At 72.5% G+C, this 24,859-nt stretch carries 26 protein-coding genes; 11 read left to right on the forward strand and 15 right to left on the reverse strand.

Going from position 1 to position 24,859, the window contains the following annotated elements:
- Positions 1 to 64 precede the first annotated feature (64 nt).
- Positions 65 to 793, reverse strand: coding sequence for an SDR family NAD(P)-dependent oxidoreductase (locus OG559_RS27780; protein ID WP_396674251.1), 729 nt, complete (start codon positions 791 to 793; stop codon positions 65 to 67).
- Between the two features lie 122 nt (positions 794 to 915).
- On the opposite strand from OG559_RS27780, the gene OG559_RS27785 reads away from it, so the two are divergent.
- Both OG559_RS27785 and OG559_RS27790 read left to right on the forward strand, forming a co-directional pair.
- The gene (locus OG559_RS27785; protein WP_405109057.1) at positions 916 to 1,377 is read left to right on the forward strand and encodes a peroxiredoxin; all 462 of its coding nucleotides are present in this window, start codon (positions 916 to 918) and stop codon (positions 1,375 to 1,377) included.
- Positions 1,378 to 1,444: 67 nt separating this feature from the next.
- Complete coding sequence (locus OG559_RS27790) at positions 1,445 to 2,140, forward strand: hypothetical protein (protein ID WP_405109060.1); 696 nt, start codon at positions 1,445 to 1,447, stop codon at positions 2,138 to 2,140.
- 69 nt (positions 2,141 to 2,209) lie between these two features.
- On the opposite strand, the gene OG559_RS27795 is transcribed toward OG559_RS27790, so the two are convergent.
- The 3 genes from OG559_RS27795 to OG559_RS27805 all read right to left on the reverse strand — a co-directional run bounded on the left by OG559_RS27795 (position 2,210) and on the right by OG559_RS27805 (position 5,928).
- Positions 2,210 to 3,382 carry an enhanced intracellular survival protein Eis gene (locus tag OG559_RS27795; protein WP_405117023.1) on the reverse strand — a complete coding sequence of 391 codons (1,173 nt, stop codon included), beginning with the start codon at positions 3,380 to 3,382 and terminating at the stop codon, positions 2,210 to 2,212.
- A 118-nt stretch (positions 3,383 to 3,500) separates the two neighbouring features.
- On the reverse strand, positions 3,501 to 4,499 hold the full coding sequence (cydB, locus tag OG559_RS27800) for a cytochrome d ubiquinol oxidase subunit II (RefSeq protein ID WP_405109063.1): 999 nt from the start codon (positions 4,497 to 4,499) through the stop codon (positions 3,501 to 3,503).
- Positions 4,500 to 4,512: 13 nt separating this feature from the next.
- Entirely contained in the window at positions 4,513 to 5,928 is a 1,416-nt protein-coding gene (locus OG559_RS27805) for a cytochrome ubiquinol oxidase subunit I (RefSeq protein ID WP_405109066.1), read from the reverse strand.
- Between the two features lie 184 nt (positions 5,929 to 6,112).
- Here OG559_RS27805 and OG559_RS27810 point away from each other — a divergent pair, with 184 nt between their 5' ends.
- On the forward strand, positions 6,113 to 6,889 hold the full coding sequence (locus tag OG559_RS27810) for a lysophospholipid acyltransferase family protein (protein WP_405109069.1): 777 nt from the start codon (positions 6,113 to 6,115) through the stop codon (positions 6,887 to 6,889).
- Positions 6,890 to 6,932: 43 nt separating this feature from the next.
- On the opposite strand, the gene OG559_RS27815 is transcribed toward OG559_RS27810, so the two are convergent.
- Positions 6,933 to 7,346, reverse strand: a complete 414-nt coding sequence (locus OG559_RS27815) for a nitroreductase/quinone reductase family protein (RefSeq protein WP_405109071.1) — start codon at positions 7,344 to 7,346, stop codon at positions 6,933 to 6,935.
- 508 nt (positions 7,347 to 7,854) lie between these two features.
- On the opposite strand from OG559_RS27815, the gene OG559_RS27820 reads away from it, so the two are divergent.
- The 3 genes from OG559_RS27820 to OG559_RS27830 all read left to right on the forward strand — a co-directional run bounded on the left by OG559_RS27820 (position 7,855) and on the right by OG559_RS27830 (position 10,829).
- Positions 7,855 to 8,622 carry a glycerophosphodiester phosphodiesterase gene (locus OG559_RS27820; RefSeq protein ID WP_405109074.1) on the forward strand — a complete coding sequence of 256 codons (768 nt, stop codon included), beginning with the start codon at positions 7,855 to 7,857 and terminating at the stop codon, positions 8,620 to 8,622.
- Positions 8,623 to 8,644: 22 nt separating this feature from the next.
- A complete protein-coding gene (locus OG559_RS27825; RefSeq protein WP_405109077.1) occupies positions 8,645 to 10,036 on the forward strand; it encodes an MFS transporter in 1,392 nt (463 codons plus the stop codon).
- An 85-nt stretch (positions 10,037 to 10,121) separates the two neighbouring features.
- Positions 10,122 to 10,829 (forward strand): thymidine kinase, encoded by a 708-nt coding sequence (locus OG559_RS27830; RefSeq protein WP_396674264.1) that lies wholly within the window; start codon positions 10,122 to 10,124, stop codon positions 10,827 to 10,829.
- A gap of 13 nt (positions 10,830 to 10,842) precedes the next feature.
- Here OG559_RS27830 and OG559_RS27835 read toward each other — a convergent pair whose 3' ends face one another.
- A complete protein-coding gene (locus OG559_RS27835; RefSeq protein ID WP_405109080.1) occupies positions 10,843 to 11,301 on the reverse strand; it encodes a hypothetical protein in 459 nt (152 codons plus the stop codon).
- A gap of 119 nt (positions 11,302 to 11,420) precedes the next feature.
- Here OG559_RS27835 and OG559_RS27840 point away from each other — a divergent pair, with 119 nt between their 5' ends.
- The gene (locus OG559_RS27840) at positions 11,421 to 13,124 is read left to right on the forward strand and encodes an acyl-CoA dehydrogenase family protein (RefSeq protein ID WP_405109083.1); all 1,704 of its coding nucleotides are present in this window, start codon (positions 11,421 to 11,423) and stop codon (positions 13,122 to 13,124) included.
- Positions 13,125 to 13,184: 60 nt separating this feature from the next.
- Here OG559_RS27840 and OG559_RS27845 read toward each other — a convergent pair whose 3' ends face one another.
- Together OG559_RS27845 and OG559_RS27850 are read right to left on the reverse strand one after the other, a co-directional pair.
- On the reverse strand, positions 13,185 to 13,388 hold the full coding sequence (locus OG559_RS27845; protein ID WP_405109086.1) for a hypothetical protein: 204 nt from the start codon (positions 13,386 to 13,388) through the stop codon (positions 13,185 to 13,187).
- A gap of 42 nt (positions 13,389 to 13,430) precedes the next feature.
- Positions 13,431 to 14,432: a tyrosine-type recombinase/integrase gene (locus tag OG559_RS27850; protein WP_405109089.1), complete on the reverse strand. Its 1,002-nt coding sequence runs from the start codon at positions 14,430 to 14,432 to the stop codon at positions 13,431 to 13,433.
- Between the two features lie 267 nt (positions 14,433 to 14,699).
- Here OG559_RS27850 and OG559_RS27855 point away from each other — a divergent pair, with 267 nt between their 5' ends.
- Together OG559_RS27855 and OG559_RS27860 are read left to right on the forward strand one after the other, a co-directional pair.
- Positions 14,700 to 15,557, forward strand: a complete 858-nt coding sequence (locus tag OG559_RS27855) for a TIGR04222 domain-containing membrane protein (RefSeq protein ID WP_405109092.1) — start codon at positions 14,700 to 14,702, stop codon at positions 15,555 to 15,557.
- 366 nt (positions 15,558 to 15,923) lie between these two features.
- Positions 15,924 to 17,387: a hypothetical protein gene (locus OG559_RS27860; protein ID WP_405109095.1), complete on the forward strand. Its 1,464-nt coding sequence runs from the start codon at positions 15,924 to 15,926 to the stop codon at positions 17,385 to 17,387.
- An 11-nt stretch (positions 17,388 to 17,398) separates the two neighbouring features.
- On the opposite strand, the gene OG559_RS27865 is transcribed toward OG559_RS27860, so the two are convergent.
- Together OG559_RS27865 and OG559_RS27870 are read right to left on the reverse strand one after the other, a co-directional pair.
- Complete coding sequence (locus tag OG559_RS27865; RefSeq protein ID WP_405109098.1) at positions 17,399 to 17,812, reverse strand: DUF6069 family protein; 414 nt, start codon at positions 17,810 to 17,812, stop codon at positions 17,399 to 17,401.
- A 76-nt stretch (positions 17,813 to 17,888) separates the two neighbouring features.
- A complete protein-coding gene (locus tag OG559_RS27870; RefSeq protein WP_405109101.1) occupies positions 17,889 to 18,350 on the reverse strand; it encodes a MarR family winged helix-turn-helix transcriptional regulator in 462 nt (153 codons plus the stop codon).
- 185 nt (positions 18,351 to 18,535) lie between these two features.
- Here OG559_RS27870 and OG559_RS27875 point away from each other — a divergent pair, with 185 nt between their 5' ends.
- Together OG559_RS27875 and OG559_RS27880 are read left to right on the forward strand one after the other, a co-directional pair.
- Positions 18,536 to 19,123 (forward strand): RNA polymerase sigma factor, encoded by a 588-nt coding sequence (locus OG559_RS27875; protein ID WP_405109103.1) that lies wholly within the window; start codon positions 18,536 to 18,538, stop codon positions 19,121 to 19,123.
- Positions 19,120 to 19,809 carry a hypothetical protein gene (locus OG559_RS27880; protein WP_405109106.1) on the forward strand — a complete coding sequence of 230 codons (690 nt, stop codon included), beginning with the start codon at positions 19,120 to 19,122 and terminating at the stop codon, positions 19,807 to 19,809. The genes OG559_RS27875 and OG559_RS27880 overlap by 4 nt, the downstream gene beginning before the upstream one ends.
- Before the next feature lie 525 nt (positions 19,810 to 20,334).
- Here the strand turns inward: OG559_RS27880 and OG559_RS27885 are convergent.
- The 5 genes from OG559_RS27885 to OG559_RS27905 form a co-directional block, all read right to left on the reverse strand.
- Positions 20,335 to 20,817: a hypothetical protein gene (locus tag OG559_RS27885; RefSeq protein WP_405109108.1), complete on the reverse strand. Its 483-nt coding sequence runs from the start codon at positions 20,815 to 20,817 to the stop codon at positions 20,335 to 20,337.
- Positions 20,818 to 21,070: 253 nt separating this feature from the next.
- The gene (locus tag OG559_RS27890; RefSeq protein WP_405109111.1) at positions 21,071 to 22,018 is read right to left on the reverse strand and encodes a transposase family protein; all 948 of its coding nucleotides are present in this window, start codon (positions 22,016 to 22,018) and stop codon (positions 21,071 to 21,073) included.
- A gap of 71 nt (positions 22,019 to 22,089) precedes the next feature.
- On the reverse strand, positions 22,090 to 22,779 hold the full coding sequence (locus tag OG559_RS27895) for a class I SAM-dependent methyltransferase (RefSeq protein WP_405109114.1): 690 nt from the start codon (positions 22,777 to 22,779) through the stop codon (positions 22,090 to 22,092).
- Between the two features lie 481 nt (positions 22,780 to 23,260).
- Positions 23,261 to 24,346 carry a hypothetical protein gene (locus OG559_RS27900; RefSeq protein WP_405109116.1) on the reverse strand — a complete coding sequence of 362 codons (1,086 nt, stop codon included), beginning with the start codon at positions 24,344 to 24,346 and terminating at the stop codon, positions 23,261 to 23,263.
- On the reverse strand, positions 24,346 to 24,666 hold the full coding sequence (locus OG559_RS27905) for a PadR family transcriptional regulator (protein ID WP_405109119.1): 321 nt from the start codon (positions 24,664 to 24,666) through the stop codon (positions 24,346 to 24,348). Before OG559_RS27905 ends, OG559_RS27900 begins: the two co-directional genes overlap by 1 nt.
- Positions 24,667 to 24,859 lie beyond the last annotated feature (193 nt).

Here is a 24,859-nt window from a genome sequence, read left to right on the forward strand (position 1 = left end):
TGAGCTGACCGACCGGTTCGTCAGGTGGGCGCGCCCGCGCGCCGGGTAGCGGGGCGTGCCCACGTCAGAGGCCGCCGGAGACGCGTAGGACGGCGCCGGTGGTGTAGCTGGCGTCGGGGCTGAGGAGCCAGGCGATGGCGGCGGCGATCTCGTCGGGTTCGCCGGCGCGGCCGAGTGGGATGCGGTCGGCGGCGGTGTCGGCGCGGTCGGGTGCGCCGGAGAGGGCGTGCAGGTCGGTGCGGACGATGCCGGGGGCGACGCCGTTGACGCGGATGCCGTGGGGGGCGAGTTCTTTGGCCAGGCCGACGGTGAGGGTGTCGGTGGCGGCTTTGACGGCGGCGTAGTGGACGTACTCCCCCGGGCTGCCGAGGGTGGCGGCGGCGGAGGAGACGTTGACGATGGCGCCGCCGTGGGTGAGGCGGCGGGCGGCTTGTTGGGCGCAGAGGACGTACCCGATGAGGTTGACGTCGACGACGTGGCGCAGGTCGTCGGCGCGTAGTTCGGTGAAGGGGCCGATGGGGCTGGTGACGCCGGCGTTGTTGACGAGGCCGGTGAGGGGGCCGAGGTCGGCGGCGGCGTCGAAGAGGCGGGTGATGGCGTCGGGGTCGGTGGTGTCGGCGGGGACGGCGACTGCGTGGCGGCCGGTGGCGCGGATGTCGGCGACGACGGTGTCGGCGGCGTGGTGGTCGCGGCGGTAGCCGATGGCGACGTGGTGGCCGTGGTTGGCGAGGCGGCGGGCGGTGGCGGCGCCGATGCCGCGGCTGCCGCCGGTGATGATGGTGACGGGATTCAATGGGTGCTCCTCCCCCGGTACTGGTGGTGACGGTACCGGTGGGGGTGGGTCGGTGTTGGTGGAGAGCCCGGTCACACCGGTGATCGCTTACGCTGCCGGCGTCGACTAGCGGAGGTGTGCGGGTGTCGGGTGTGCGGGTTGGTGACCTGGTTGAGGATTTCGAGTTGCCGGACGAGACGGGGACGCTGCGGCGGTTGTCGGAGTTCCTGGCGGTGGGGCCGGTGGTGTTGTTCTTCTATCCGGCGGCGATGACGCGGGGGTGCACGGCGGAGAGCTGTCACTTCCGGGATCTGGCGGCGGAGTTCGCGGCGGTGGGCGCGTCTCGGGTGGGGATCAGTCGGGACGCGGTGGAGAAGCAGACGGAGTTCTCCCGTTTGCACGGGTTCGATTATCCGTTGTTGTCGGATGTGGACGGTGTGGTGGCGCGGCGGTTGGGGGTGTTGCGGCGGGTGCCGTTGGGGCCGTTGGGTTCGCGGCGGATGACGTTTGTGATCGGGTCTGACCGGCGGGTGGTGGAGGTGGTGCACAGCGAGTTGGGGATGAACGAGCATGCGGATCGGGCGTTGCGGGCGTTGGGGGGCTGACCTTCGGGGTGTCGCAGCGGGCTGGTATCAAGGCAGGAATCAGACAGGTGTACGGAAGAGGGTTGTGATGGTTGCCGCGGGCCAGGGTTTGTCCACTGACGAGGTGCAGAGCATCCGGGAGGCGTTGGCGGCCGGCCGGAAGCCGAAGGTGGTGTTCACGTCGTCGGCGGGTCAGATCGCCGGTCAGGTGGGCCAGGTGGTGGAGTTGACCGATCCGTCGGTGTCCGACGAGTTCGTGGTGGTGCGGTTCGGTCGGGACGAGTTGCCGTTCTCCCCCGCCGATGTGGCGGTGGCGCCGCGGGGGGCGGGGCGTCGGGTGGTGGAGGTGAAGGCGGAACCGGAGCCTGAGCCTGAGCCGCCTGCGGCGGAGCCGGAGTTCGTGTTGGACACGCCGCGGGTGCCGGTGGCGCGGCGGGAGGAGCCGAAGGTGGAGCAGCAGCAGGTGGAGGCGAAGCCGGCGCGGCGGCCGGTGAAGGCGGTGAAGGCGAAGGGTCCGGCGGGGTTGACGGTGACGTTGGCGTATGCCGACGGTGAGTGGACGGTGGCGGCGCAGCAGGGTGCGAAGTCGTTGGCGAAGCCGTATGTGGTGAAGCCGGCGGAGGCGTTGCGGATGGTGGTGTTGGTGGATGTTCCGGGGGTGCAGGAGGCGGTGGAGCAGATCCTGGCCGCGGAGCGGGCGGAGGCGGAGCAGCAGGCGGGGAGGCTGCGGGCGGAGTTGGCGGAGATCGAGGCGCGGTTGGCGGAGTTGCGCGAGGCAGGTTGATCGCGCCTGGTGTGCCTGTCCCCCGCCCTCCGTCGCCGTGTGCGGCGGGGGGCGGGGGCGTGTCGGGGTTTAGAAGTAGTCGTGCAGGTGGGCGGGGCCGGCGGCGGCGAGCAGGTCGAGTGGGCGGGGGTCGGCGGGGGCGGTGGTGTGCAGTTGGCCGGTGTGGCGGAGGGTTTCGGCGTCGGTGGTGCCGGTGTAGAGCTGGGCGAAGCCTCGGACGGTCAGGTGCAGGGGTGTGTCGGTGGTGGTGCGGTGCAGTTCGGCGGTGCCGTCGGCGACGTCGAGGCGCCAGGTGCCGGTGTTCCAGTCGGCGAGGTGGTCGTGGAGGGTGAAGGTGACGGTGCCGTGGGTGTGGGTGGGCCAGCCGCGTTGGGTGATGGCGCGGGTGATGTCGACGGGTCGGTGCATCCAGGTGTTGCGGTGGTGTTCGCGGGTGGCTTCGAGGGGCAGGTGGGCGGTGATGGCGTCGCCGTCGAGGAGGTTGAGTCGCAGGGTGGGGGTGACGCTGGCCCAGGTGGCGAGGGTGCGGATGAGTTCGCGGGCGGCGTCGGCGGTGGTGGCGAGGGCGTTGTCGACGGTGAGGACGGCGTCGGGGCCGTAGCCTCGGCCGCGGTCCCAGGTGGCGTAGGCAACGAGGTGGCCGTCGTGTTCGACGAGGGTGAGGCCGTCGGTGGGCAGGGTGTCGGTGGGGTGGTCGTACAGGGGGCCGCGGCGGGTGAGTAGGCCGCGGCGGTGGCGGGTGACGGTTTCGTAGAGGTCGGTGACGGCGGGCAGGTCGGCGGGGCTGCCGTCGCGGACGGTGAGGTGGGGTGCGGGTGGGTGTCGGGGTAGTGCGGCGGTGGACAGGTCGAGGGTGTGGAGGGCGCCGGCGACTTCCCAGCCGCAGGCGCGGTAGGGGGCGCTGGTGGTGGGGAACAGTGCGCTGACGGCGGCGCCGCGGTCGTGGGCGCCGCGTAGGAGGCCGGTGAGTAGGGCGCGGGCGACGCCTCGGCCGCGGGCTGCGGGGGTGACGGCGACGCCGCCTACGTCGGCGGCGGTCACGGGGCGGCCGTTCCACCACTGGTCGTGGTGCAGGTCGACGGCTTTGCCGAGGAGTTGGCCGGTGGGGTCGAAGGCGCCGTAGCGGGTGAGGCCGGGTGGGGTGGTGGTTGGTGGTGGTCGGGTGGGGTCTGACCCGAAGGCGTGGCGGCCGAGGGTCCAGGCGGCGGTGAGGTCGTCGGGGGTGAGTTCCCGGACGTCGATGGTGGGCATCGGGTGACGGTAGCGGCGGTGTGGTGTGCCTGGCTGGGTTTTTGTTGTTCGGGGTGTGCGGCAGGGGCCGGCGCGGTTACCGCGCCGGCCCCTGCCGTGTTGTCGGTGGTCAGTGGTGTGGGATGTGGGCGACGCCGATGCGCTTGCGGAACACCCAGTAGGTCCAGCCCTGGTAGGCCAGGACGATGGGGGTGAACACGACCGCCACCCAGGTCATGATCTTCAGGGTGTAGGGGGTGGAGGCGGCGTTGGTGGCGGTGAGCGTGCCGGCGGCGTCGAGGGTGGAGGGCAGCACGTTCGGGAACAGCGCCGCGAACAGTGTTGCCACGGCCAGCGCGATTGCCACGGCGGTGCCGGTGAACGCCCAGCCCTCGCGGCGTACGCGGGCGGCGGCGAGGCCGCCGAGCAGGGCCAGCGCCGCGCCGACGGCGAAGACGACGGCGGCCGTGCTGGAGCGGATGGTCAACGTCCAGCTCAGGAACGCCACTGCGAGCACGGCGGTGGCGATGCCCAGGCGCACCGCGAGCTTGCCGGCGCGGTCGCGGACGTCGCCGACGGTCTTCAGCGCGATGAACACGGCGCCGTGGGTGAGGAACAGGGCGGCGGTGGTGGCGCCGCCGAGCAGGGCGTACGGGTTGAGGAGGTTGAGCAGGCCGCCGACGTATTCGTGGTCGGCGTCCAGGGGTACGCCGCGCACGATGTTGGCGAAGGCGACGCCCCAGAGGATCGCCGGCACCAGGGAGCCGACGAAGATCGCCGTGTCCCAGCGGCGTTTCCAGGAGGCTTCGGGGCGCTTGTGGCGGTATTCGAAGGCGACGCCGCGGATGATCAGGGCCAGCAGGATCAGCAGCAGCGGCAGGTAGAAGCCGGAGAAGAGGGTGGCGTACCACTCGGGGAAGGCGGCGAACATGGCGCCGCCGGCGGTGATGAGCCAGACCTCGTTGCCGTCCCAGACGGGGCCGATGGTGTTGATCAGGACGCGGCGTTCGCGGTCGTTGCGGCCGAGGACGGGTAGCAGCATGCCGACGCCGAAGTCGAAGCCTTCGAGGATGAAGTAGCCGGTGAACAGCACGGCGACGAGGAGAAACCAGATGGTTGTCAGTTCCACGGTGGGCTCCGGGTCAGTAGGCGAACGCGAGCGGGCGCTCGGTGTCGTCGTGGCTGTCGTCGATTTCGGGGGTGTCGGTGAGGTCGGGTACGCCGGCCTTGGCGTAGCGGAGCAGGAGTTTGACCTCGATGACGGCGAGGATGGCGTAGATGAGGGTGAAGGCGGTGAAGGAGGTGAGGACCTCGGTGAGGGAGACGCTGCGGGACACGCCGTCGCGGGTGAGCATCTCGCCGAAGACGATCCAGGGTTGGCGGCCCATTTCGGTGAAGATCCAGCCGAACGAGTTGGCGGCGAGGGGTAGCAGCGGCATGACCAGGCCGGCGCGCAGGAGCCACTTGCTGGTGGGGGTGCGGCCCTTGCGCTGTGCCCAGAGGACGAGCAGGGCGATCGCGGCGGCGGCGAGGCCGAAGGCGATCATGAAGCGGAAGCTCCAGTAGGTGATGGGGATGATCGGGGTGTAGCTGCCGGCGCCGTACTGGCTGGCGTATTGGGCCTGTAGGTCGTCGATGCCGTGGACGGTGCCGTTGGGGTCGCCGGTGCCGAGGTAGGACAGCAGGTAGGGGATCTTGAGGGCGAAGACCTCGCGGCTGCCGTCGAGGCTGCCGATGGTGAGTACGGAGAAGGAGGCGGGGCTCTCGGTGGTGTAGAGGCCCTCGGCGGCGGCCATCTTCATCGGCTGTACCTGGGTCATGATCTTGCCCTGGATGTCGCCGGTGATGAGTACGAGCGCCGAGGAGATCAGCACGACCCAGGAGCCGAACTTGGTGGCGAAGCGGTAGGCGCCGGTGTCGGCGCTGTCGCGGTGGCGGATGACGTGGTACAGGCCGACGGAAACGACGAGGGACCCGGCGACGAGGAACGCTCCGGCGAGGGTGTGCGGGAAGGTGATGAGGGCGACCTTGTTGGTGAGCACGGCGAGGAAGTCGGTGAGCTCGGCTCGGCCGGTGTCGGGGTTGATGCGGTAGCCGACGGGGTTCTGCATGAAGGAGTTCGCGGCGAGGATGAAGTAGGCGCTGAGGTTGGTGCCGATGGCGGCGGCCCAGATGGCGGCCAGGTGCAGGCGTTTGGGCAGCCGGTCCCAGCCGAAGATCCACAGGCCGATGAAGGTGGATTCGAGGAAGAAGGCGACGAGGGCCTCGATGGCCAGGGGGGCGCCGAAGATGTCGCCGACGAAGCGGGAGTAGTCGCTCCAGTTCATGCCGAACTGGAATTCCTGCACGATGCCGGTGACCACGCCCATCGCGAAGTTGATCAGGAAGAGCTTGCCGTAGAACTTGGTGAGTTTGAGGTAGCGCTCGTTGCCGGTGCGGTGCCACAGGGTCTGCAGGATGGCGACGAGCACGGACAGGCCGATGGTCAGCGGCACGAACAAGAAGTGGTAGACGGTGGTGACACCGAACTGCCAGCGGGCGACGTCCAATGCGTCCACCTGATAACCCCCAGCCTTTCATACTACGAGACGTAGTAGATACTACTGGGTGTCGTAGGGGAGTTGTCAGGGGCGGAGGTCCCGAGCCGGCCCGGGACCAATGGCCTTGATCACCACTGCCGCTCGGCCCACCCGGGCGGGCGGTCCCCCGGCGGTGGCGGCGGCGTGCGACGATCGTGCGCTGATGGACACCCCGACCGGCCCCTGGCGGCCGCCCCTGCTCTGGCGCGGCGCCCAACTGTTCGCCCGCGCCCTCGTCGGCGCCCTGGCCCGCCTCGAAGTCACCGGCGACGTGCCTGACCGGCTGCGCCGCGGCCCGCTGATCCTGGCCGCCAACCACCTCAGCCCGTTCGACCCGGTGGTCCTCGCCGCCGCCTGCCGCGCCCGCGGCGTCGCCCCCCGGATCATGGCCACCGGCGGCCTGTTCCGCACCCCGCTCGTCGGTGCCGCGATGCGCCGCGCCGGGCACCTGCGCGTGGACCGGGGCACCGACGCCGTGCACCGGGCCCTCGACGACGCGGCCAGGGCCGTGGCCGACGGGTCGGTGATCCTGGTCTACCCGGAGGGCCGCATCGGCCTGGACCCCGGCCTGTGGCCCGAACGCGGCAAGACCGGGACCGCCCGGCTCGCCTTCGCCTGCGGCGCCGCCGTGGTGCCCGTCGCGCAGTGGGGCTCCCACGAGGTGCTGCCCTACCGGGCCCCGAAGGGCATGCTGCGCGCCGTCGCCCGGGCGGTGGTTCGCCGGCCGGTGCTCAGGGTGCACTTCGGGGCGCCCGTGGACCTGACCGGCATCGACCCTGCGGCCCCGGGCGCGGCGGCCCGGGCCACCGACCGGATCATCGACGCGATCACCGACAGCCTGGTCCCGTTGCGCCCCGACGAGCCCGACCGGCCCCGGCACGTCGACCCGGGCCGCCCCAGCGACACCAGCCGCTCCCACCGGCGGGGACTGCGGCCCTGACCCGGTCGCGTCGGGGCGCCCCGACGCGACCGGGTCAGGCGGGTCAGGCGGCCGGTTCCAACGCCACCACCGGGATCACCCGGCCCGCCCGGGCCTGGTAGTCGGCCCAGCCCTGGTCGGCCTGCGCCGCGCGGGCGAAGGCCCGGTCCCGCTCGTCGCCGGCCAGCACGACCGCCCGCGCCCGCCAGGTCGACGTCCCGTCCTCGACGGTGACCAGCGGATCAGCCGTCAGGTTGCGGAACCACTGCGGGTCCCGCGGCGCTCCCCCGGCCGAGGCGATGACGAGAACCCGGCCGTCCTCGCCGGTCACCCGGCCCACCGGGGTGGTGTGCGGTGCGCCGGCGCGTGCCCCTGTGGTGGTCAACAGCAGCAGCCGGGCGCCCTCGAACCACCCCCCGACCCGGCCGCCGTTGGCGCGGAACTCCTCGATGATCTGCTGGTTGAAGTCGTTGGGCATGCGGTGTCCATTCTCCGGACCGGGTGCTCGCCTCGCGCGGGGCGGGCGACGGGTGACGGGAAGAAGCGGCCGGCGAGTGGCCCCCGGAGGGGCCACGTCGGGGGCGCTGCGGAAGGTGACGTGAAGCGGCAGGACGAGCCGCCCGCGCGGGGCGGGGCGGTGGATGTCACTCACGCACGGCGGGCCGCGGGCCCGCCCGGCCCTCACGCCTCGGCCGGGTGCCCTGTCCGCTCGTGGCCCAAGGCCGACCCGGCAGTCACGATGTCCGATACTAGTGTCACCTCCGGATCACCGGCAATGCCCCGGCCGCTTGCGCAGACGGTCCCGCGTCTGATCCGGCGAAACTGCCACCCCGCCCCGGGTGCGGACCTGCGCGGCGGCCCGGCAGTTTCGTCGGCGTCGAACTCGCCGACCCCGACGGCCGGGTGGTAACCGGCTGGCCGCCCTGACGGCGGTTCATTCCCGGCCGGACACCCGCCGGCCACTGCGGCCCGGCATACTGCCCACCGTGCAGCCCCGCTCCGGCTACCTCGACGCGCCCGCGCCGCTGGCGTTCGCCCACCGTGGCGGTGCGGCCGACGGCGACGAGAACACCGTCGCCGCGTTCTCCCGCGCCGTCGACCTGGGCTACCGGTACGTCGAGACCGACGTGCACGGCACCGCCGACGGCGTCGCTGTGGTCTTCCACGACGACACCCTGCGTCGGGTCACCGGCGAGCCGGGGCGCATCGCCGACCTGCGCTGGGCCGACCTGGCCTCGGTGCGGGTCGGCGGCGCCGCCGTGGTGCCCCGCCTCGACGATGTTCTCGGCGCCTGGCCGGACGTGAGGTTCAACATCGACGTCAAGGCGGACGGGGGCGTCGAGGCGACCGTCGCCGCGCTCGGGCGGGCCGGCGCCGGCGACCGGGTGCTGCTGGCCTCGTTCAGCGACGCCCGGCTGGCCCGGCTGCGGGCGTTGACCGGCGGGCGGATCGCCACCGGCCTCGGCATGCGCGGGGTGGCCCGGCTGCGGGTGGCGTCCCTGCACGGCCGGCCGCTGCGGCTGCCCCCGTCGGTGGTCGCCGCCCAGGTCCCGCCCCGCTACGGCCGGATCCCGGTCGTGGACCGCCGGTTGATCGACTACGCCCACCGGCTCGGACTGCATGTGCACGTCTGGACGATCGACAAACCTGCCGAGATGCACGAGTTACTTGATCTTGGAGTGGATGGCATCATGACCGATCACGTCGGCGTGCTGCGCGACGTCTACCGCAGCCGCGGCCACTGGGCCGCCTGAGAACCGGCGGAGGAAAACCCCCATGGCCGAGACCGTCACCCCGACGGTGGACAACCCCCCGCCGCCGGCGAGCACCGCCCGCGAGCGGCGCGGCTGGTACCTCTACGACTGGGCCAACTCGGCCTTCCAGACCACGGTCATCACCGTGTTCCTCGGCCCGTTCCTGACCACCGTCACCGAACTGGCCGCCGGCTGCGAGCTCGGCGCGGACAGCTGCGACGGCTACGTCCACCCGCTGGGCATCCGGGTCGCCGCCGGCTCGTACTACCCGTACCTGATCTCCCTGTCGGTGTTGCTGACGGTGTTCGTGCTGCCCGTGATCGGCGCGGTCGCCGACCGCTCGGCGCACAAGAGGCGGCTGCTCGGGGCGGCGGCGTTCACCGGCGCCGGGGCGACCATCGCGATGGCCCTCGTCACCGGTGAGCGGTACCTGCTCGGCGGGGCGCTGTTCCTCGTCGCAAACATCGCCTTCGGCGCCGCCGTGGTCGTCTACAACTCGTTCCTGCCGCAGCTCGGTGGCCCCGACGAACGCGACGGCATCTCCAGCCGCGGCTGGGCCATCGGCTACCTCGGCGGCGGGGTGCTCCTGGCGCTGAACCTGGTCGCGGTCACGATGTTCAGCGAGGACGGCAACCCGCAGCGCACCCTGGACCTGGCCCGCTGGTCGATCGTGTCCGCCGGCGTGTGGTGGGCGGTGTTCACCCTGGTGCCGCTGCGCTGGCTGCGTGAACACCGCACCGCCGCGGCGCTGCGCGCCGGCGGCAACGTGCTCGTCGACGGGTTCCGGCAGGTCGGCCGTACCCTGCGGGAGATCAAGGCGTACCCGCTGACCCTGTACTTCCTGCTGGCGTTCCTGGTCTACAACGACGGCATCCAGACCGTGATCACCCTGGCCAGCCAGTACGGCACCGAGGAGCTGCACCTGGAGCAGGGCACCCTGATCGTGACGATCCTGCTGGTGCAGTTCCTCGCCTTCGGCGGCGCCCTCGGCCTCGGCGCGCTGGCCCGGCGGATCGGGGCGTGGAAGACGGTGCTGCTCAGCCTCGTGCTGTGGACCGGTGTGATCATCGCCGCGTTCCGGCTGCCCGAGAAGGCCCCACTGCCGTTCATGATCCTCGGCGGGGCGATCGGCCTGGTCCTCGGCGGCAGCCAGGCACTGAGCCGGTCGCTGTTCAGCCAGCTCATCCCCGCCGGCAAGGAGGGCGAGTACTACGGCTTCTACGAGATCAGCGACAAGGGCACCAGCTGGCTCGGACCCCTCGCGTTCGGGCTGGTGTTCCAGCTCACCCAGTCCTACCGGGTGGGTCTGGTCTCCCTGCTGATCTTCTTCGTGGTCGGGTTCGCGCTGCTGGCCGCCGTGCCGATCCGCCGCGCCATCGTCGCCGCCGGCAACACCCCGCCGAGGGTGCTGTAGCGCGCCGGTCCGGTGCGTGGGTCCCGCATCCCGGGCCCACGCACCGGACCGATTGCCAGCCGTCGATGGGCTAGGCTGCCCCGACGTGACCGACGACGCCGCCCCGATCTGCCTGGCCCGGCCCCTCCCCGGCCCGGACGACACCCGTGCCGGCTGCGCCGCAGCCCGGGGCGTCGATGGCCGCCCGCTGCACGCCGCCGCGCTGAAGTTCTTCTGGGGGCCGATGGACTGCGGCAAGTCCACGATGGCGTTGCAGATGAACTACAACCACGCCCGGCAGGGTCGCCGTGGCCTGGTCACCACCCGCATCGACCGGTCGCTGGGCCCGCAGGTCACCACCCGCATCGGGCTGGCCCACTCCGCGATCGAGGTCACCGACGGCCTCGACCTGCGCGACCTGGTCCGCGACGCCTGGGCCGAGGGGGTCCGGGTGGACTACCTCATCTGCGACGAGGCGTCGTTCTACGACCTCGAACACATCGAGCAGATGGCCGAGCTGGTCGACAACTACGACGTCGACGTGTACGCCTTCGGCCTGGCCACCGACTTCCGGTCCTGCCTGTTCCCCGCCGCCCGGCGGCTGTTCGAGCTGGCCGACTCCGTCGCCCGCATCCAGGTGGAGGTGCTGTGCTGGTGCGGCCGGGAGGGACTGCTCAACGCCCGCGTCGTCGGCGGCCGGGTCGTCCGCGAGGGCGAACAGGTCGTCATCGGCGACACCGCGAACAGCGCGCAGGTGCGCTACCAGGTGCTGTGCCGGCGGCACTACCGCTCCGGGGACCTCGGCGGCCGGTAACACCGCCGACGGGTCAGTACGGGTCCCCGCACACCCGCCAGCCGTCGGACTCCCGCACCACGGGCAGGTCCCGCTGTTCGCTGCCGCCGCCGTCGCGGGTCAGCCGCACCGCCACCGTGCCCCGGGGACGGCCGCCTCGGGTGGCCACCGCCACGTCGGCGATCTCGTAGCCGGTGACCTGCGGCGGGGTCCGCAGCCACGCGGCGAAGCCCGCCGCGCTCCACCGGCTGCGCGTGTCGGCGCACAACCGCCCGTAGGCCCGGTCGACGTCGCCGGCGGACATCTCCCGCAGGAATCCGTCGGCGGTCTCCCGCACCGGGCCGCTGGACCCGGTCACCACCTGCACGTTCCACGCCCCCAGGCCGGCCACCCCGACCAGGCACAACCCCAGCCCCGCGCCGGCGGCCAGCAGCCCGGTGCGCACCGGCCGGCGCCGCCGGGCCGGCCGGCTCCACGATCGCTCACCGCCCATCACCTCCGACCGTAGGCGGCCGGCCGTCGGCCCGCAGCAACTCGCCCCCGGTCGCCTCCGGGGCACACATCGTCTACCGTCGGCGCACACCCCGACGCGAGCGCCCCGGAGGCGAGACGATGACCCGTTACGTGCAGCCGGTGCCCACCCCCGAGGACCCGTACACCGGGGACCGCCTGCTGCGGTCCTGGCTGCGACGGCAGCTCGGCCAGGACGGACACGCCGCCGCGCAGGGCCCGCTGACCGACCTGGCCGCCGACGTGACCGGGCCGCTGCGCGCCGCGCACGCCGACGCCGAGGCCCACCCGCCGACCCTGGTCCGCTACGACCCGTGGGGCGCCCGCGTCGACCGCGTCGACACCTCCGCCGGCTGGCAGGCCCAGCGCGCCGCCGCCGCCCGGCACGCCGTGGTCGCCCTGCCCTACCTGGAATCGGCGCGCGGCACGTGGGGCGCCGCCACCCGCGTCGTCCAGCACGCCCTGCTGCACCTGTACGGGCCGGAGTCGGCCACCTTCTCCTGCCCGGTGGCGATGGCCGACGGCGCGGCGGCGCTGCTCAGCCTCCCCGAGGTCGACGCGGGCGTCCGCGACGCGTGGCTGCCCCGGCTCACCTCCACCGACCCGGACACGGCAATCGTCAGCGGGCAGTGGATGACCGAATCGCAGGGCGGCTCCGACCTGTCCCGCTCCACCACCACCGCCCGGCCCGCCGCCGACGGGTCGTGGCGGCTGACCGGGGACAAGTGGTTCTGCTCCGCCGCCGACGCCCCGATGGCGGTGGCCCTGGCGCGGCCCGAGGGCGCCGGCCGGGGCAGCCGGGTCCTCGCCCCGTTCCTGGTGCCCCGCTACGCCGCCGACTCGCCGCTGGCAGGCGCCGCCGCCGCCGACACGCCGGCGCCCGGGGTGACCGTGCACCGGCTCAAGGACAAGCTGGGCACCCGGGCGCTGCCGACGGCCGAGATCGGGCTGCGCGACGCGTACGCGCTGCCGCTGGGCGACCCGGCCGTGGCCGGCCTGGTCCGGGCGATGACCCTGGTGGTGGTGACCCGGGTGCACAACGCCTGTGCCGCGGCCGGCGGGATGCGCCGCGGCCTGGCCTACGCCCGCGCGTACGCCGACGCCCGTGCCGTCGCGGGCGGGCGGCTGGCCGACAACCCGCTGCACCGGGCCACCCTCGGCGCCCTCGCCGTCGACGCCGCCGCCGCGTTCGCCCTGGCCGGGCACGCGTTCGCGCTGCTCGGCCGGGTGGAGGTGGGCGCCGACCCGGACGCCGCCGCCGAGCTGCGGGTGGTCGCCCCGCTGGCCAAGCTCGCCACCGGCCGGCTCGCCGTCGGCTCCGCCAGCGAGTACGTGGAGTGCTTCGGCGGCGCCGGGTACGTCGAGGACACCGGCGTGCCCCGGCTGCTGCGCGACGCGCAGGTCCTGCCGATCTGGGAGGGCACCACCAACGTGCTCGCCCTGGACGTGCTGCGCGCCGTCACCCGGGAGGACGCCGGGGTGCCCCTGCTGCGCCGGCTGGCCGCCGCCGTGGACCTGGCCCGGCCACTCTCCCCCGCCCTGGCCGACACCCTCGCCGCGGTCACCGGGGAGCTGACCACCGCCCTGGCCGACGTCACCGCCGACCCCCGGGCCGCCGACGTGGTCGCCGGGGCGCGCGGGCTGGCGTTGCGCCTCGCGGCGGCGCTGGCCTGCGCCCTGCTCGTCGAGCACGCCGCGTGGGGCGACGAGCAGGCCGAGGTGGCCGCCCGGCTGTGGGCCCGGCGGCGGCTGCGCCACGAGGACATCTCCGGCGACGCCCACCAGCACCTCGACCTGCTCTGCTGAGCGCCCCCGGCCGCTGGGACGTCCGAGGCGGTGGTCAGCCCGCTGGCACGGGATGAAACATCAGGCGGGGGACATCGACTCGTAGACGTCGCTGGCGGCGTCGCAGAAGAACAGCCCGCGCGGGCACAGGGGGTGGTCGGTGCCGCCGTTGTCCGGGGTGCGGGGGTCGTCGCCGAACGGCAGGGCTGCCTGCACGATCATCGCGCGGCGCCGATCGGGGGTCATGCCCGGTGCGCGGCGTCGGGGCGAGGCAGGGGTCGTCATCCCACCACTATTTCGGAGTGAGTCCTCACTCCGAAATAGGTATCAGCTCCGACGCCGGGCCCGCGCCGCCCAGATCACGTACGCCGGGTCCCGGTCGAGGTTGTGCCGGTCCCGGTCGTAGCGGCGGGTGGTGCGCGGGTCGGCGTGGCCCATGGCGTCCTGCACGTCCTCCAGCGGCACCCCCTCCGCGCGGGCGGTGGTGGCGAACGCGTGCCGCAACGAGTGCGGGGACAGCTTCGCCCACGCCGGGATGCCGGCCGTCCGCGCCAACCGGCGGACCAACCGGAACACCGAGTGCCGGTCCAGTCGGCCACCGGTCGCGGTCACCAGCAGCGGCCCGGTCAACTCGGGCACCGTCACCCGGGCCTGCGCCGCCCGCTCGGCCAGGTAGGCGTCGACCGCGTACGTGGTCGACGGGGTCAACGCCCGCCGGCGCGGCTTGCCGCCCTTGCCGACGAACCGGACGCTGCGGTGTCCCCGCTCCGCGCCCAGATCGGCCAGGTCCAGCGAGACCAACTCCCCCACCCGCAGTCCCAGGTCCGCCAGCAGCGCCACCGCCGCCCGGTTACGCGCCGCGGTCGGCCCGGCCTCGGCCTCCACGGCGGCCAACAGCATGTCCACCTCCTCGGGGGTGAGACCCACCGTCGCCGAGTGGTCCCGGTCGACGCGGGGCCGGTCGGCGCCGGAGACCGGGTTCGCCTCGACGGCGCGCAACTTGACCAGGAAGTCGTACCAGCTGGACAGGGCCGACAGTTTGCGGGCCACCGTGGCCGGGGTCAACGGCCGGCCCGTGCGCGCCGCCGGGGCGCTCTCCAGCTCCCGGCCGTAGGTGTTGACGTCGAGGAAGTTCGCCCGCAGCGGGTCCAGCTCGCGCACGGCGCACCAGGCCAACCAGCCGGCCACGTCCCGCCGGTACGCGTCGCGGGTGTGCTCGGACAGCCGCCGGTTACGCAGCCACGCCTCGGTGAAGTCACCCGGCCCGGCCCCGCGCAGGGCCGGGCGGGCCGCACCACGCGAGGGCACCGGAAACTCGGGACGCGACATGCGAGAAAGACTCTCAGCCCTCGGTCGGATCGGCGGTGAGGCGCGCCCGACCGGTTTCCCGCCCCGGCCCCGGTGGACTGCTTGTGAGGAGCCGCGCACCGCCCCGCCGACGTCGTCCAGCGCCCCCACCGGCCGCCCGCCGCACGGCTTCCGCGCGATCGCCGACCGGGAGATGGCCCGAAGCGGATGAGCTTCGACGGCACGACGACCAAGCCCGGAGGGAAGGCGGGGCACCCCGCCAACGGTTCCACCCGCATACTTGATCACGTGCTCTGGGGTGTCGACGGTCCGCACTTTCTGTTGGACTACGCGGTGGCGGTCGTCGCCGCGCTCGCCGTCGCGCTGCTGGTGCGCCGGTTGACCGGCCGGCGCACCCGGGGCGGTGAGCCGGGGCTGATCGAGCTGGCGTACCTGACCGACCGGGCGGCGCTGGCCTGCCAGGTCGCCGCGGCCTCGCTGCGCCGCGCGGACGCCGTCCAGCCGGCGGAACTGGCCACCATGGTCGCCGTCGCCCCGCCTCCGGCCAGGGCGGCGCCCCTGGTCCGGGCGGTGCACGCCGCGGTGCGGCGGCCACAGACCTGGGCGGCCGTCCTCGCCGACCCCGGGCTCAACCGGGCGCTGCGCCGGCTGGTCGCCGGCCTGCTGCGCGACGGGTGGCTGCTGACCCGGTGGCAGCGCCGGCGCATCGCTCTCGGCGCGGTGCCGATGTTCGCCGTCGCCGCCGTCGGAATCCTGCGGCTGGTGGAGAGCGCGGTGCAGTCCCGCGACGCCGGTGGCCCCGCCTCCGTCGTCGGTCTGCTGCTGGGCTGCGGGGTGACCCTGCTCGGCGGGTGGTGGCTGTGCGAGGTGCCGGAGATCGGAGCCACCGCCCGCCGGCTGCTGCGCCAGGCCCGGCGCACGCATGCCGACCTGGACCCGCAGCGACGGCCGGCGTGGAGCGAACGCGGCACCGACGAGCTGCTGACGGCGATGGCACTGTTCGGGGCGCGCCCGCTGCTCGCCGCCGACCCGCGCTTCGCCGACCTGATCGGGGTGCCCGACGAACAGCCCCGACCGCCGACGCCACGGCAGGCCGCGCGGCACGAGCGGCGCGGCGTCGGCGGTGCGGGTTCTCAACGAAGGTGATCCGGGCCCCATCGACCAGCACCGGATCAGGTGGTGCAGTGCCGAGGAGTCGGCCCGGGTTCGGCGGCTTAGGGGACGAACAACCGTCTTGCTCGTCATCGCACACCTCAGTGACACGCACCTCGACAGCCATCCCCGCTCGGCCGAACGGACAACCGCAAAGGTCACACCCCACGGCTGTTCCTCTGCGTCGACGTCGTAGACCGGAACAGGCCCCAGCCGCGGCGAGTGCCGCGCGGCCGGGGCCTGTTCGGGCCGGCCGCGGACAGCATCCACTTCAGCACCACCGAGCCGGCTCTGCACGACGCCGCCCGGTGCGGCAGAGTGTCACCGTTGGCGCAGCATCGGTGCGGAGAGGTGGAGTTCGTGGCGAATCCGACCGGGGTGGTGTTTCCAAGAACCGACGCGGGGCGCAGTACGTCCGCGCTGGGGCGGGCGGTCGTCGCCGACGCTCTGCGCGCCGTTGATCCGGTCGGCACGCGTGCGGTGGAACACGAGACCGACTGGCGGCACGGATACCTCGGGCACTTCCGGCGGCTCGTCGAGGCCGGGCTGCTCTCCCGTGACGCGGCGGTGACGATCGCCCGCGACGGGCTCGCGTCGCTGCACCGCCGGATGACCGTGCTCCGGGCCGACGGCGTCGAGGTGGGCCTCGGCGATGTGTTCGCCACCCCCGCCCAGGTCGAGCCGCTGCGGACGGCCACGATCGCCGGCGCAGGTGAGGCCGAGCGTGAGCTGTCGCTGCCGTACCGGGGTCGACGGTTGCGCGGCGACGACCTGTGCCGCCGGCTCGACGCGTGGGTCGCCGCCGGGGTCGTCGAGCCGTCCTGCGCCGAGGCGGTACGTGTCGTCATGGCCAACCCGGACTGGCTCGACCTGCGCGACCAGCGCATCGTGGTGCTCGGCGCGGGCGCGGAGATGGGCCCGCTGCCGTCGGTGCTGCGCTGGGGCGGCGACGTCGTCGCGGTCGACCTGCCACGCCCGGAGATCTGGCGGCGCCTGCTGGACACCACCCGCCGTGGCGCCGGCCGGCTCCACCTGCCCGTGCCGGCCGACACCGGCCCCGACGACGAGGCGTTGGCCGCCCGCGCCGGCGCCGACCTGCTGCACCACCTTCCGCAGGTGGCCGACTGGCTGCTCGGCGTCGAGGGCCGGCTCGTGCTGGGCAACTACGTCTACGCCGACGGCGCGACCAACGTCCGGGTCGCCGCAGCCGTGGACGCGCTGACGCTGCGGTTGCAGGAGCGCCGCGACGACGTGGCGCTGGCGTTCCTGGCCACCCCCACCGACGTCTTCGCCGTCCCCGGGGACGCGGTGCAGCACGCCGAGCGGGGCTACGCCACGCGCGGCATCCTCCGCCGGTCGCTGCGGGTCGCCTCCGGCGGAAGGCTCCTGCACCGCAACTACCCGCCGGGCGTCGACCCGGGTGTCAACGACAGCCTCGTCCCGCAGCAGGGCCCCAACTACGCGTTGGCGAAACGCCTGCAGCGGTGGCGGGCGACGACCGCCCGCGACGCGGGGGCGACCGTGTCGTTCACGGTCGCTCCGCCCACCCGGACCCGCTCGGTGCTGCGTAACCGGGCGCTCGCCGCCGCGTACGCCGGTGCGCACCGCTTCGGCATCGAGGTGTTCGACCCGGCGACCAGCAACACGCTGATGGCCGCGCTCCTGGTGCACGACCTGCGCACCGGCGGCGGCCCGGCGCTGCCGCACCCGTGGCAGGACGAGGCGTACGGTGCGGCGCACGGCGGGCTGTGGCGGGTGCCGTACACCCCGCGCAGCGCCCTGGGCCTCGCCGTGCTGCTCGGCCTGGGCGGCGCGCGGACCTGACCCGCCGGGCGTCAGCCGCGGCGGGCCGGCAGTAGCGCGATGAGCGCCGCGGCGACCGCCAGGTGCGTCGCGCCCAGGGCCACCTTCGCGCCGACGGTCGCCTCGTTGGCGAAGACCGGGACGAAGGAGAGCAGGGTCAGCACCACCGCGAGGGCGGTCCAGATGACGCCCGCCCGGCGGCCCGCGATGCGCTCCAGGACGACCAGCCCGACCCAGCCGACCAGGGCCGAGACGAGGGAGAAGAGCACGACGGGGGCGAGCCCGACCACGAAGGCGGGTTGGCCGGGGCTCTCGACGGTGTAGTCGACCCCGGCGAGGGCGCCGACGATCCAGACCAGTGCGGGGGCCAGGACGGCGGCGGCGACGCCGAGCGCGCGCCGACGGACGGAAGGGGTGTGGGAAAGGGACGCGGCGGTCGTGCTCACAGGCTGCTCCTCGGTCGCAGGACTCAACACATGCGACCGTAGCAGATAATCCGAATCTGAACTATCTTCCTCGGAACTAGAAGTCGGTGTTCCCGCACGGGCCGCCGCGCAGCCGGCCACCGACCAGGCTCACGATCGACCGCAGGAAGATCGCGCGATCCGGCTCCGGCAGCGCGGCCAGCACGTCCTCCTGGATCCGGGCGGCGATCCGCTGCGCCTGGTCGAGGACCTTCTCGCCTTCCGCAGTGACCTCCACCAGCCGGGCCCGCCGGTCGCTGGGCGACGGGCGCCGCCGCGCCAGCCCGGCGGTCTCCAACTGGTCCAGGGTGACCACCATCGTCGTCTTGTCGATCCCGCACAGCTCACCGAGCTGCCGCTGGGTGAGCCCGCCCGCGCGGGCCCGGAGCAGAACGCAGTGCGCGCGCGGCGAAATGCCCAGTCGGGCCAGGCCGGACGCGTGCTCGGCGGTGAGCGCCTGACCGGCCCAGGACAGCATGAACATCAGGTCGGGAGTGCCGCCGGGCGTACACGAGGTCATGCGCCGAGGCTAACAACACCATCCGGGCCAGACGGTCTGTGGTGCGAACGACCGGAGCAGACACTGGACGCACATGACGGTCAACCTGATCATCGAGGAACACCAGCCCGGCGCACCGGACCAAGACCTGACGGCCGGCCTCCCGCTGGCTGTAACGGCAGCGTCGGCCCGTGGCAATAGATGACGTGAGAGACAACCCGCCACAGGCGACCGCGCACGAGCCCGAGCGAGAACGGACCCGCCGCATCGGCAGCGACCGCGCGGCGCTCGAGGCGTTCTACGCCGAGCACTACCCGGACGTGGTCCGGTACTTCACCCGGCGGCTGCGTGATCCGCACGACGTAGCCGATCTCGTCGCGGATACCTTCATCGCCGCGATCGGCGGCGCGACGGGGTTCGATCCGCGGCGCGGCCGGCCGTTGGCCTGGCTGCTCGGCATCGCACACAACACTCTGCGCCGCTTCTACCGGCAGCGGGAGGCCGACCGCCAGGTCGCGGTCCGGTTCGCCGGGCGTCGGCTCCTCGACGCGGACGACATCGTCCGCATCGAGGAGCAGATCGACGCCGAGCAACGGGCGCGCCGGGCGCGAGGTGTCCTGCGCGAGCTGTCCACCACCGACCGCGAGCTGATCGAGCTGGTCGACATCGCCGGGCTGACTCCGAGGGAGGCCGCCCATGCCATGGGCCTCCTGCCCGGGACGGTCCGGGTGCGGCTCTTCCGCGCGCGGGCGAGGCTGCGCACGGCATACGACATCCAGGAGGAGATCCGATGACCCGCTTCCGACAGGCGCTTCTCGACGAACTGCTGACCCGGGTCGTCGACCCGGTCGACCAGCCGGCGCCGGCGAGCCGCGGCGTCCTGAGGCGACGGCCCCGGCTGGTGCTCGCCGGCGGGGGTGGGCTTGCGGTGCTCGCGGTGGCGGCCACGCTGGTTCTGACGACGGCCCAGGCTCCCACCGCTGCGGCGTACGTGCTGACCGCCAACAAGGACGGTACGGTGACCGTCAGGTTCCACCACATCGCCGACCCGGACGGCGTCAACCGGGCCCTGCGCGAGGCCGGCGTGCGAGCGGCGGTCTTTCCACCGCAGCCGGCAGCCTCCTGCCCGGTCTCGGACCGGGGCACTCAGGTGCACGTCGGGATCGCCCAGGCATACGCGGTGAAGACGGCTCTCGTCTGGGATACCGAGGACGGGGTCGATGTGGCCCATCTCCGGCCGGATCAGATCCCCGCCGGGGCGGTGCTGGCTCTGATACCGAGGAGCCACGGGCCGCGCGGCGAGGCTGGCCTCTACCTCCACAGCTCCCTGTATCGGGAGCCGGGGCCAAAATGCGTCGCGGACGACGTGCGGTCTGGCCCGATCAGTCCCGCTCCCGCCGGCCCGGTGGCCTCCGCCTCGGCAGCGGGCGATTCGACGGGCATCCCGGACTCCCCCGGCCTCGGCGGCTCGCCGCGCTGACAACAGCGGGCCGCCCGCCGCCGGCGCCAACGTCCGCACCGTTGGCTTCGAGCAGGTCCCGCAGGTAACCGCGACGGCGCTAAGCGAGGCCGCGACGGCGCTACGCCGTCCGAGATCCTGGACAGGGCCTCGGCCTCGCCGGTCCTGCGCTGTCTCTGTTTCCGCTCCCGCGAATGCTCCGGGAGGTCGCCGCCACCCGACTTCAGCGGGAAATCTCAGATCCACTGGGACAGAACAGCCGCTCGGTGCACTGGTGCGACCCATCCGGGCCCGCGGGCGCACATAACTGTCATTATGATGCACCGACCTTTTGACCCGATTTATCTACCCTGATTATTGGATTTGCGTTACCAGTAATCCAATAATCAGGGCGGCGGTGGCCGAGGCCGCGCCGGCCAGCGTGACGACCAGCCCAGGGGGCGCGACTTCGCGAAGTGCCACCGAGGCACGTTCACGGGTCCGGCTACGTCCCGGTCGCGTTGGGGCGCCGGTAAGAAACGTGTCACCAGCCGCAAACGCGGTTGATCACAAGTGCTCCATGTAGCCGGCGGGGATGTCCTCGGGTGGGTTGGTGTAGCGCTGGGACTGGTGACCGAGCCTGTGTTCGAGTTCGTAGGCGTCGCTGCCGGTGGCCTCGGCGAGCGCGAAGGCGAACGAATGCCGCAGGTCGCGGGGGCGCAGGGGGCTGATGTGCCGGGCCGGGTCGGGTCGGCGTGTTCGGCGTCCTGGGAGCGGCAGGGCCACCGGGTCGTGAGCGCACACCCAGGTGGTGAACCCGGACAGCGAGGCGAGGTGGGTGTTGACCGTCGCCGGAGCCAGGTCGAGCCCACCGGCGCCCCGGTTGGCGGTGAGGTGGGTGCGCCAAGCGACGACCTCGCGCTGGACGATGGCGGAGAGCCGCTCGTGGAAGTGGTTGCGGAACCGGGCCAGGTGCAGGGCTACCTCGTCGGCGACCTCGGCCGAGCGGAGCCCGCGGACGGCGGCGTCGAGGTACCGGCCGGCCCACACGCCTCGATCGCGTGCGGGTCTCGAAAAGGTCGACGGGCTGGAAGCGCTTACCAAGAACTTCCGAGCTGGTACCGGCGCTGGGGGCCGTGTAGCCAGCCGGGCTCGTCACCGCGGTCCACTACGGCCTGTCCTGTCGATCATGTGAGCCAGGCCAGTTCGCCTCCGCGGGCACACGTCCGGACTCCCCTGCTCTGCCCGGAGTTTCCTCCTAACGACCTCGTGCGTGGTTGGCGGTAGCAGGAGCTGCGCCGTCTCATCGGATGTGGGGTGCGGCAGGTAGGGCACGGATTCGTTCAGGGTTGTTTTCGGTGCGGTTGGTGTGTTGGTGGTCGGACAGGAGTCCGGCGATGGCGCGGATGGTGGTGTCGAAGGACTCGCGTCGGCCGTGGTAGCGGCCGAGGATCCGCCAGTTCTTGAGGTGTCCGATGGCGTGCTCGACCCGGATGCGTTGGGAGGAGTGCCGTTTGCGGGTCGCCTCGTGGGCGGCGGTGACGCTCGGTGGCAGGGAGGTCTGGCGTTTGCGCGGCTTGGGCCTTGGGGTGATGACAGCACCATTGGTATCGGTGCCCAGGCCCTGGTAGCCGGCGTCGGCGAGGATCTGCACGCCCAGGGGTGCGTTCAGGAGAAGGTCGACCAGGCCGGCGGTGCGGGCCTGGGTGAGGTCGTGCATCGAGCCGGGACGTGTCTCGCCGCAGAACAGCAGCCGACCGAGCGGATCGCAGATCACCAGGGCTTTGATGGTGTTGAGTCGGACCTTGCCGGACACGAACCGGTCTCGGCCTGCTCGGCCCGCGATCGGCCGACGCACGCGGACTTCGGTGGCGTCCATCAACGCCTGCGGGTGGTGCCCGAGGTGGGCCACCACGTCGGAGAGGGTCCGGAGCCGGACGCCGTCGCGCACCAGGCAGCCGCGTTCAGCCAGCAGCGGCCGGATCTCGGCGATGCTGCGGCTGATCGTCGAGCGGTGGACACCGAACCAGGCGGCCACTATGTCGTGGGTCAGCCCGTGGCGTAGATGGACCAGCGTGGCCAGCAGCCGATCAACGAACCCGAACCGGTGCTTGGCTCCCGCTCCGATCCGGCGACGGCGGGTCCGCGCGGTGAGCTGGTCATGGTGCTGTGCCCGCCACCGCGGCCCTACCTCGGTGACCAGGCCCTCAATCACAGAGCGGGACAGGCCCGTCAACCGCCGGTTCGTCATGATCGCAACACCCACCATGACGCGAACAACGATCATCGATACTCAAGGATTCGCAACCATGCACGAGGTCGTTAGGCGGACTCGAGGACGAAGAAGAGGAAACACATGAAGGACCCGGAGTCCAGCTCGGGCGGAAGCAGCTCCGCAGGAGTGTCCGGAGAAGGGGGCGGCTCGCTGATCGTCGCGATGCGGAATCCAGCAGCAGCAAAAGCATCTGCCATGGCGTGTAGCGGCCGGTGCCAGAAGGTCAGCCACACAGTCTGGCCGTCCATGATGTAGTCCTCGGAGTACTTGGTAAGCGCAAAGTACTTGCGATACTCGATCGCATGAGCGACGGGGTGGTTGACCGAGAGCATCAGGCGACCGCCTGGCTTCAGCACGCGACGCAGCTCGGCGAGAGGGCCGGACCAGTCCTCCAGGTAGTGCAGGACCAGGGACGCGACGACGTCATCGAACTCGGCGTCTGGAAACGGCAGCGGCGCGCTCAGGTCCGCCACGTGCAAGTCGGCGTCTTCACCCAGCCTCTGGCGGGCCAGGTCGACCATGGCCGCACTCACGTCGAAGCCGGTGACCACGGCACCCTTGGCGCGCAGCTCAGCTGACAACGGACCGGAACCGCACCCCGCGTCGAGGATTCGGCGGCCCGAGACGTTGCCGGCGAGGCGAAGCATCGCGGGCCGCTCGTAGTAGGCGTTGAAGAGGCCGGACTCGTTCTCCGCCGAGTAGGCGTTCGCGAAGTTGTCGTAGTCGCTTGTTGCCACCGTGACCCCATTCCTAGAAGAGGCAAGGGTGTATGCCTACCAAAGCCGCGTGGGTGCGGCAAACAAGCACCCGGCTCGTGCGCGTGCCCCCGGGATCTGATCCCACGTCCCGTTTGCCGCCGCAACCGCTCATGGCAGCTCTTTCACGGCCCATAGTGGTCGGGCAGGTCCCGTCACGGCGTCCAGGTCAGCAGCTTCCACAGATTCCGTTGATGACCTCGCCGTACGGGGCGAGGTGCGTCCAGAACAGCGGGTCAGGCCACGCCGGTCAGCGTCAATCGGCTGCGCGGCCCAGCCGTCGTCGGCGAGGACGTCCTGGACCATGAGGGTGTTGACTAGACCAGCGCGGCCTGCAGCACGCGCAGGCAGAGCACGGACAGTTCCTGCTCTCGCGGCGGTCGGTGGCGATGTCGCCACCCTTGCCGAAAAAGATCACGCTGTTGGCCCGGTTCCACGACTCGACGACGTTGAGGCCTTCGGTTCACGACGAAGCGGTCGTGGGCACTGCCTCGGCGCGCGGGCGTGGGAGTGCGGCCAGCGCCAGGCCGAGCAGGGCGCAGCCGCCACCGACGACGAAGAGCAGCGAGAACGTCGGCTGACCCAGCCATTCCCACATCGGGTGCCACGACGGATGCGGTTCGTCGAGATGGTGCTGCGCGGTCAGTGGCACCGCGAACAGGGTCGGCGCCCACCACAGGGCCATGGTCACACCGAACAGGGTCGTGACGGCCCCGCCCGCCAAACGCCGCCCATCGGTGCGGCGGCTTGCCCAGCCGAACAGCAGGAAGGCGACGACCGCGCCCGCGAAACCGCCGACGACCGCGATCGGGTAGACGGCCGGCGGCGTCGCCCGTTGGAAGATCGCCGTCAGGAACGTGGTGTCCACGGCGGACTCGAAGTTCACCTGGATCGTCAGCGTCGTGTTCCCGCGCCGCGCGACCAGGGTGGCGTCCGTCGGAATTGCCGACGGATCGCACGGCGGCCCGATGCACTCGTACATGTCGCGCACGGTCGGCCTGTACACCGTCCAGCCGGTCTCCCGCAGCCGCTGCCGGGTCAGGTCGAGCGTCTCCTGCGGAGACTGGCCCGGGATGCCGTCGACGGCGCCGCCGACGCCATCCAACGCGTATTCGGCGCCGTCGCCGAACAGCATGTCGTTGGCGGCAGCCCAGCTGATCGGCTGGCCGTAGATGACGAACATGGCCGGCGCGTCCTCGATGCCGCGGAAGTCCTGCCCGGGCAGGACTTCCGCGAGCATGGCCCGGGTCTGCGGGGCACGGGGCAGTGGTTCGGCCGTCTCCCAGCCGGCGCGGGTGGCGAACGCGGCGGCGAACACCCCGCTGATGATCGCGGCCAGGACCGCCCAGGCGGCGACGGTGCGGCTGGCCGGGCGGCCGAGGCGGGCCCGCAGCCCGTGCCGGATCAGGTTGGCGGCTTCGCGCACCGTCGGCCGGGTGCGCCCGGGCGGGGTCGCCTCGATCAGGGTGGCGAGCAGTTCGTCGCGGCGGTGGGCGCGGGGGTAGCAGAAGAGCAGCCGGCGGTACCGCCGGGCGAGCGGCCCCGTCATCAGACGATGCCCGGGCGGAGGGCGCGCAGCCGGGCCTCGGCCGCGCCGGTGAGTTGGCGCAGCCGGGCCGTCTCGGCTGTCAGGGCCGTCAGCCCTCGCGCGGTGAGCCGGTAGTAGTGACGTACCCGGCCGTCGACTTCCTCGTCGCGGTCGTGTTCCACGAGTCCCTCGGCGGTCAGCCGGTCGAGCGCGGTGTAGAGCGTGCCGGTGAGGAGGTTGACCCGCCCTTCGGAGAGGGTCTCGACCTCCTGGACGATTCCGTACCCGTGGCGAGGGGCCCCGGCGAGCGCGGTGAGGATGAGGAACGTCGGTTCACGCATCGGCTTCACACCGCGAACTATATCTAGATGATCAATCTATCGTCAAAGGATCCTTGCCGACAGCTCAACCAGGAACGCGGGTGTGGGGTCTGTGCGCCGGTACCCGGCCGCCCGCAGGGCGTCGAGCTTCTGCCCGCCCGGTCGAGACGCGGGCGTGACCGCTGGGGTGGGGAACTTTTTGAGAACTTCCGGG

This window comes from Micromonospora sp. NBC_01405, from assembly GCF_045040155.1.
In the GTDB taxonomy this organism is placed as follows: Bacteria; Actinomycetota; Actinomycetes; order Mycobacteriales; family Micromonosporaceae; genus Micromonospora.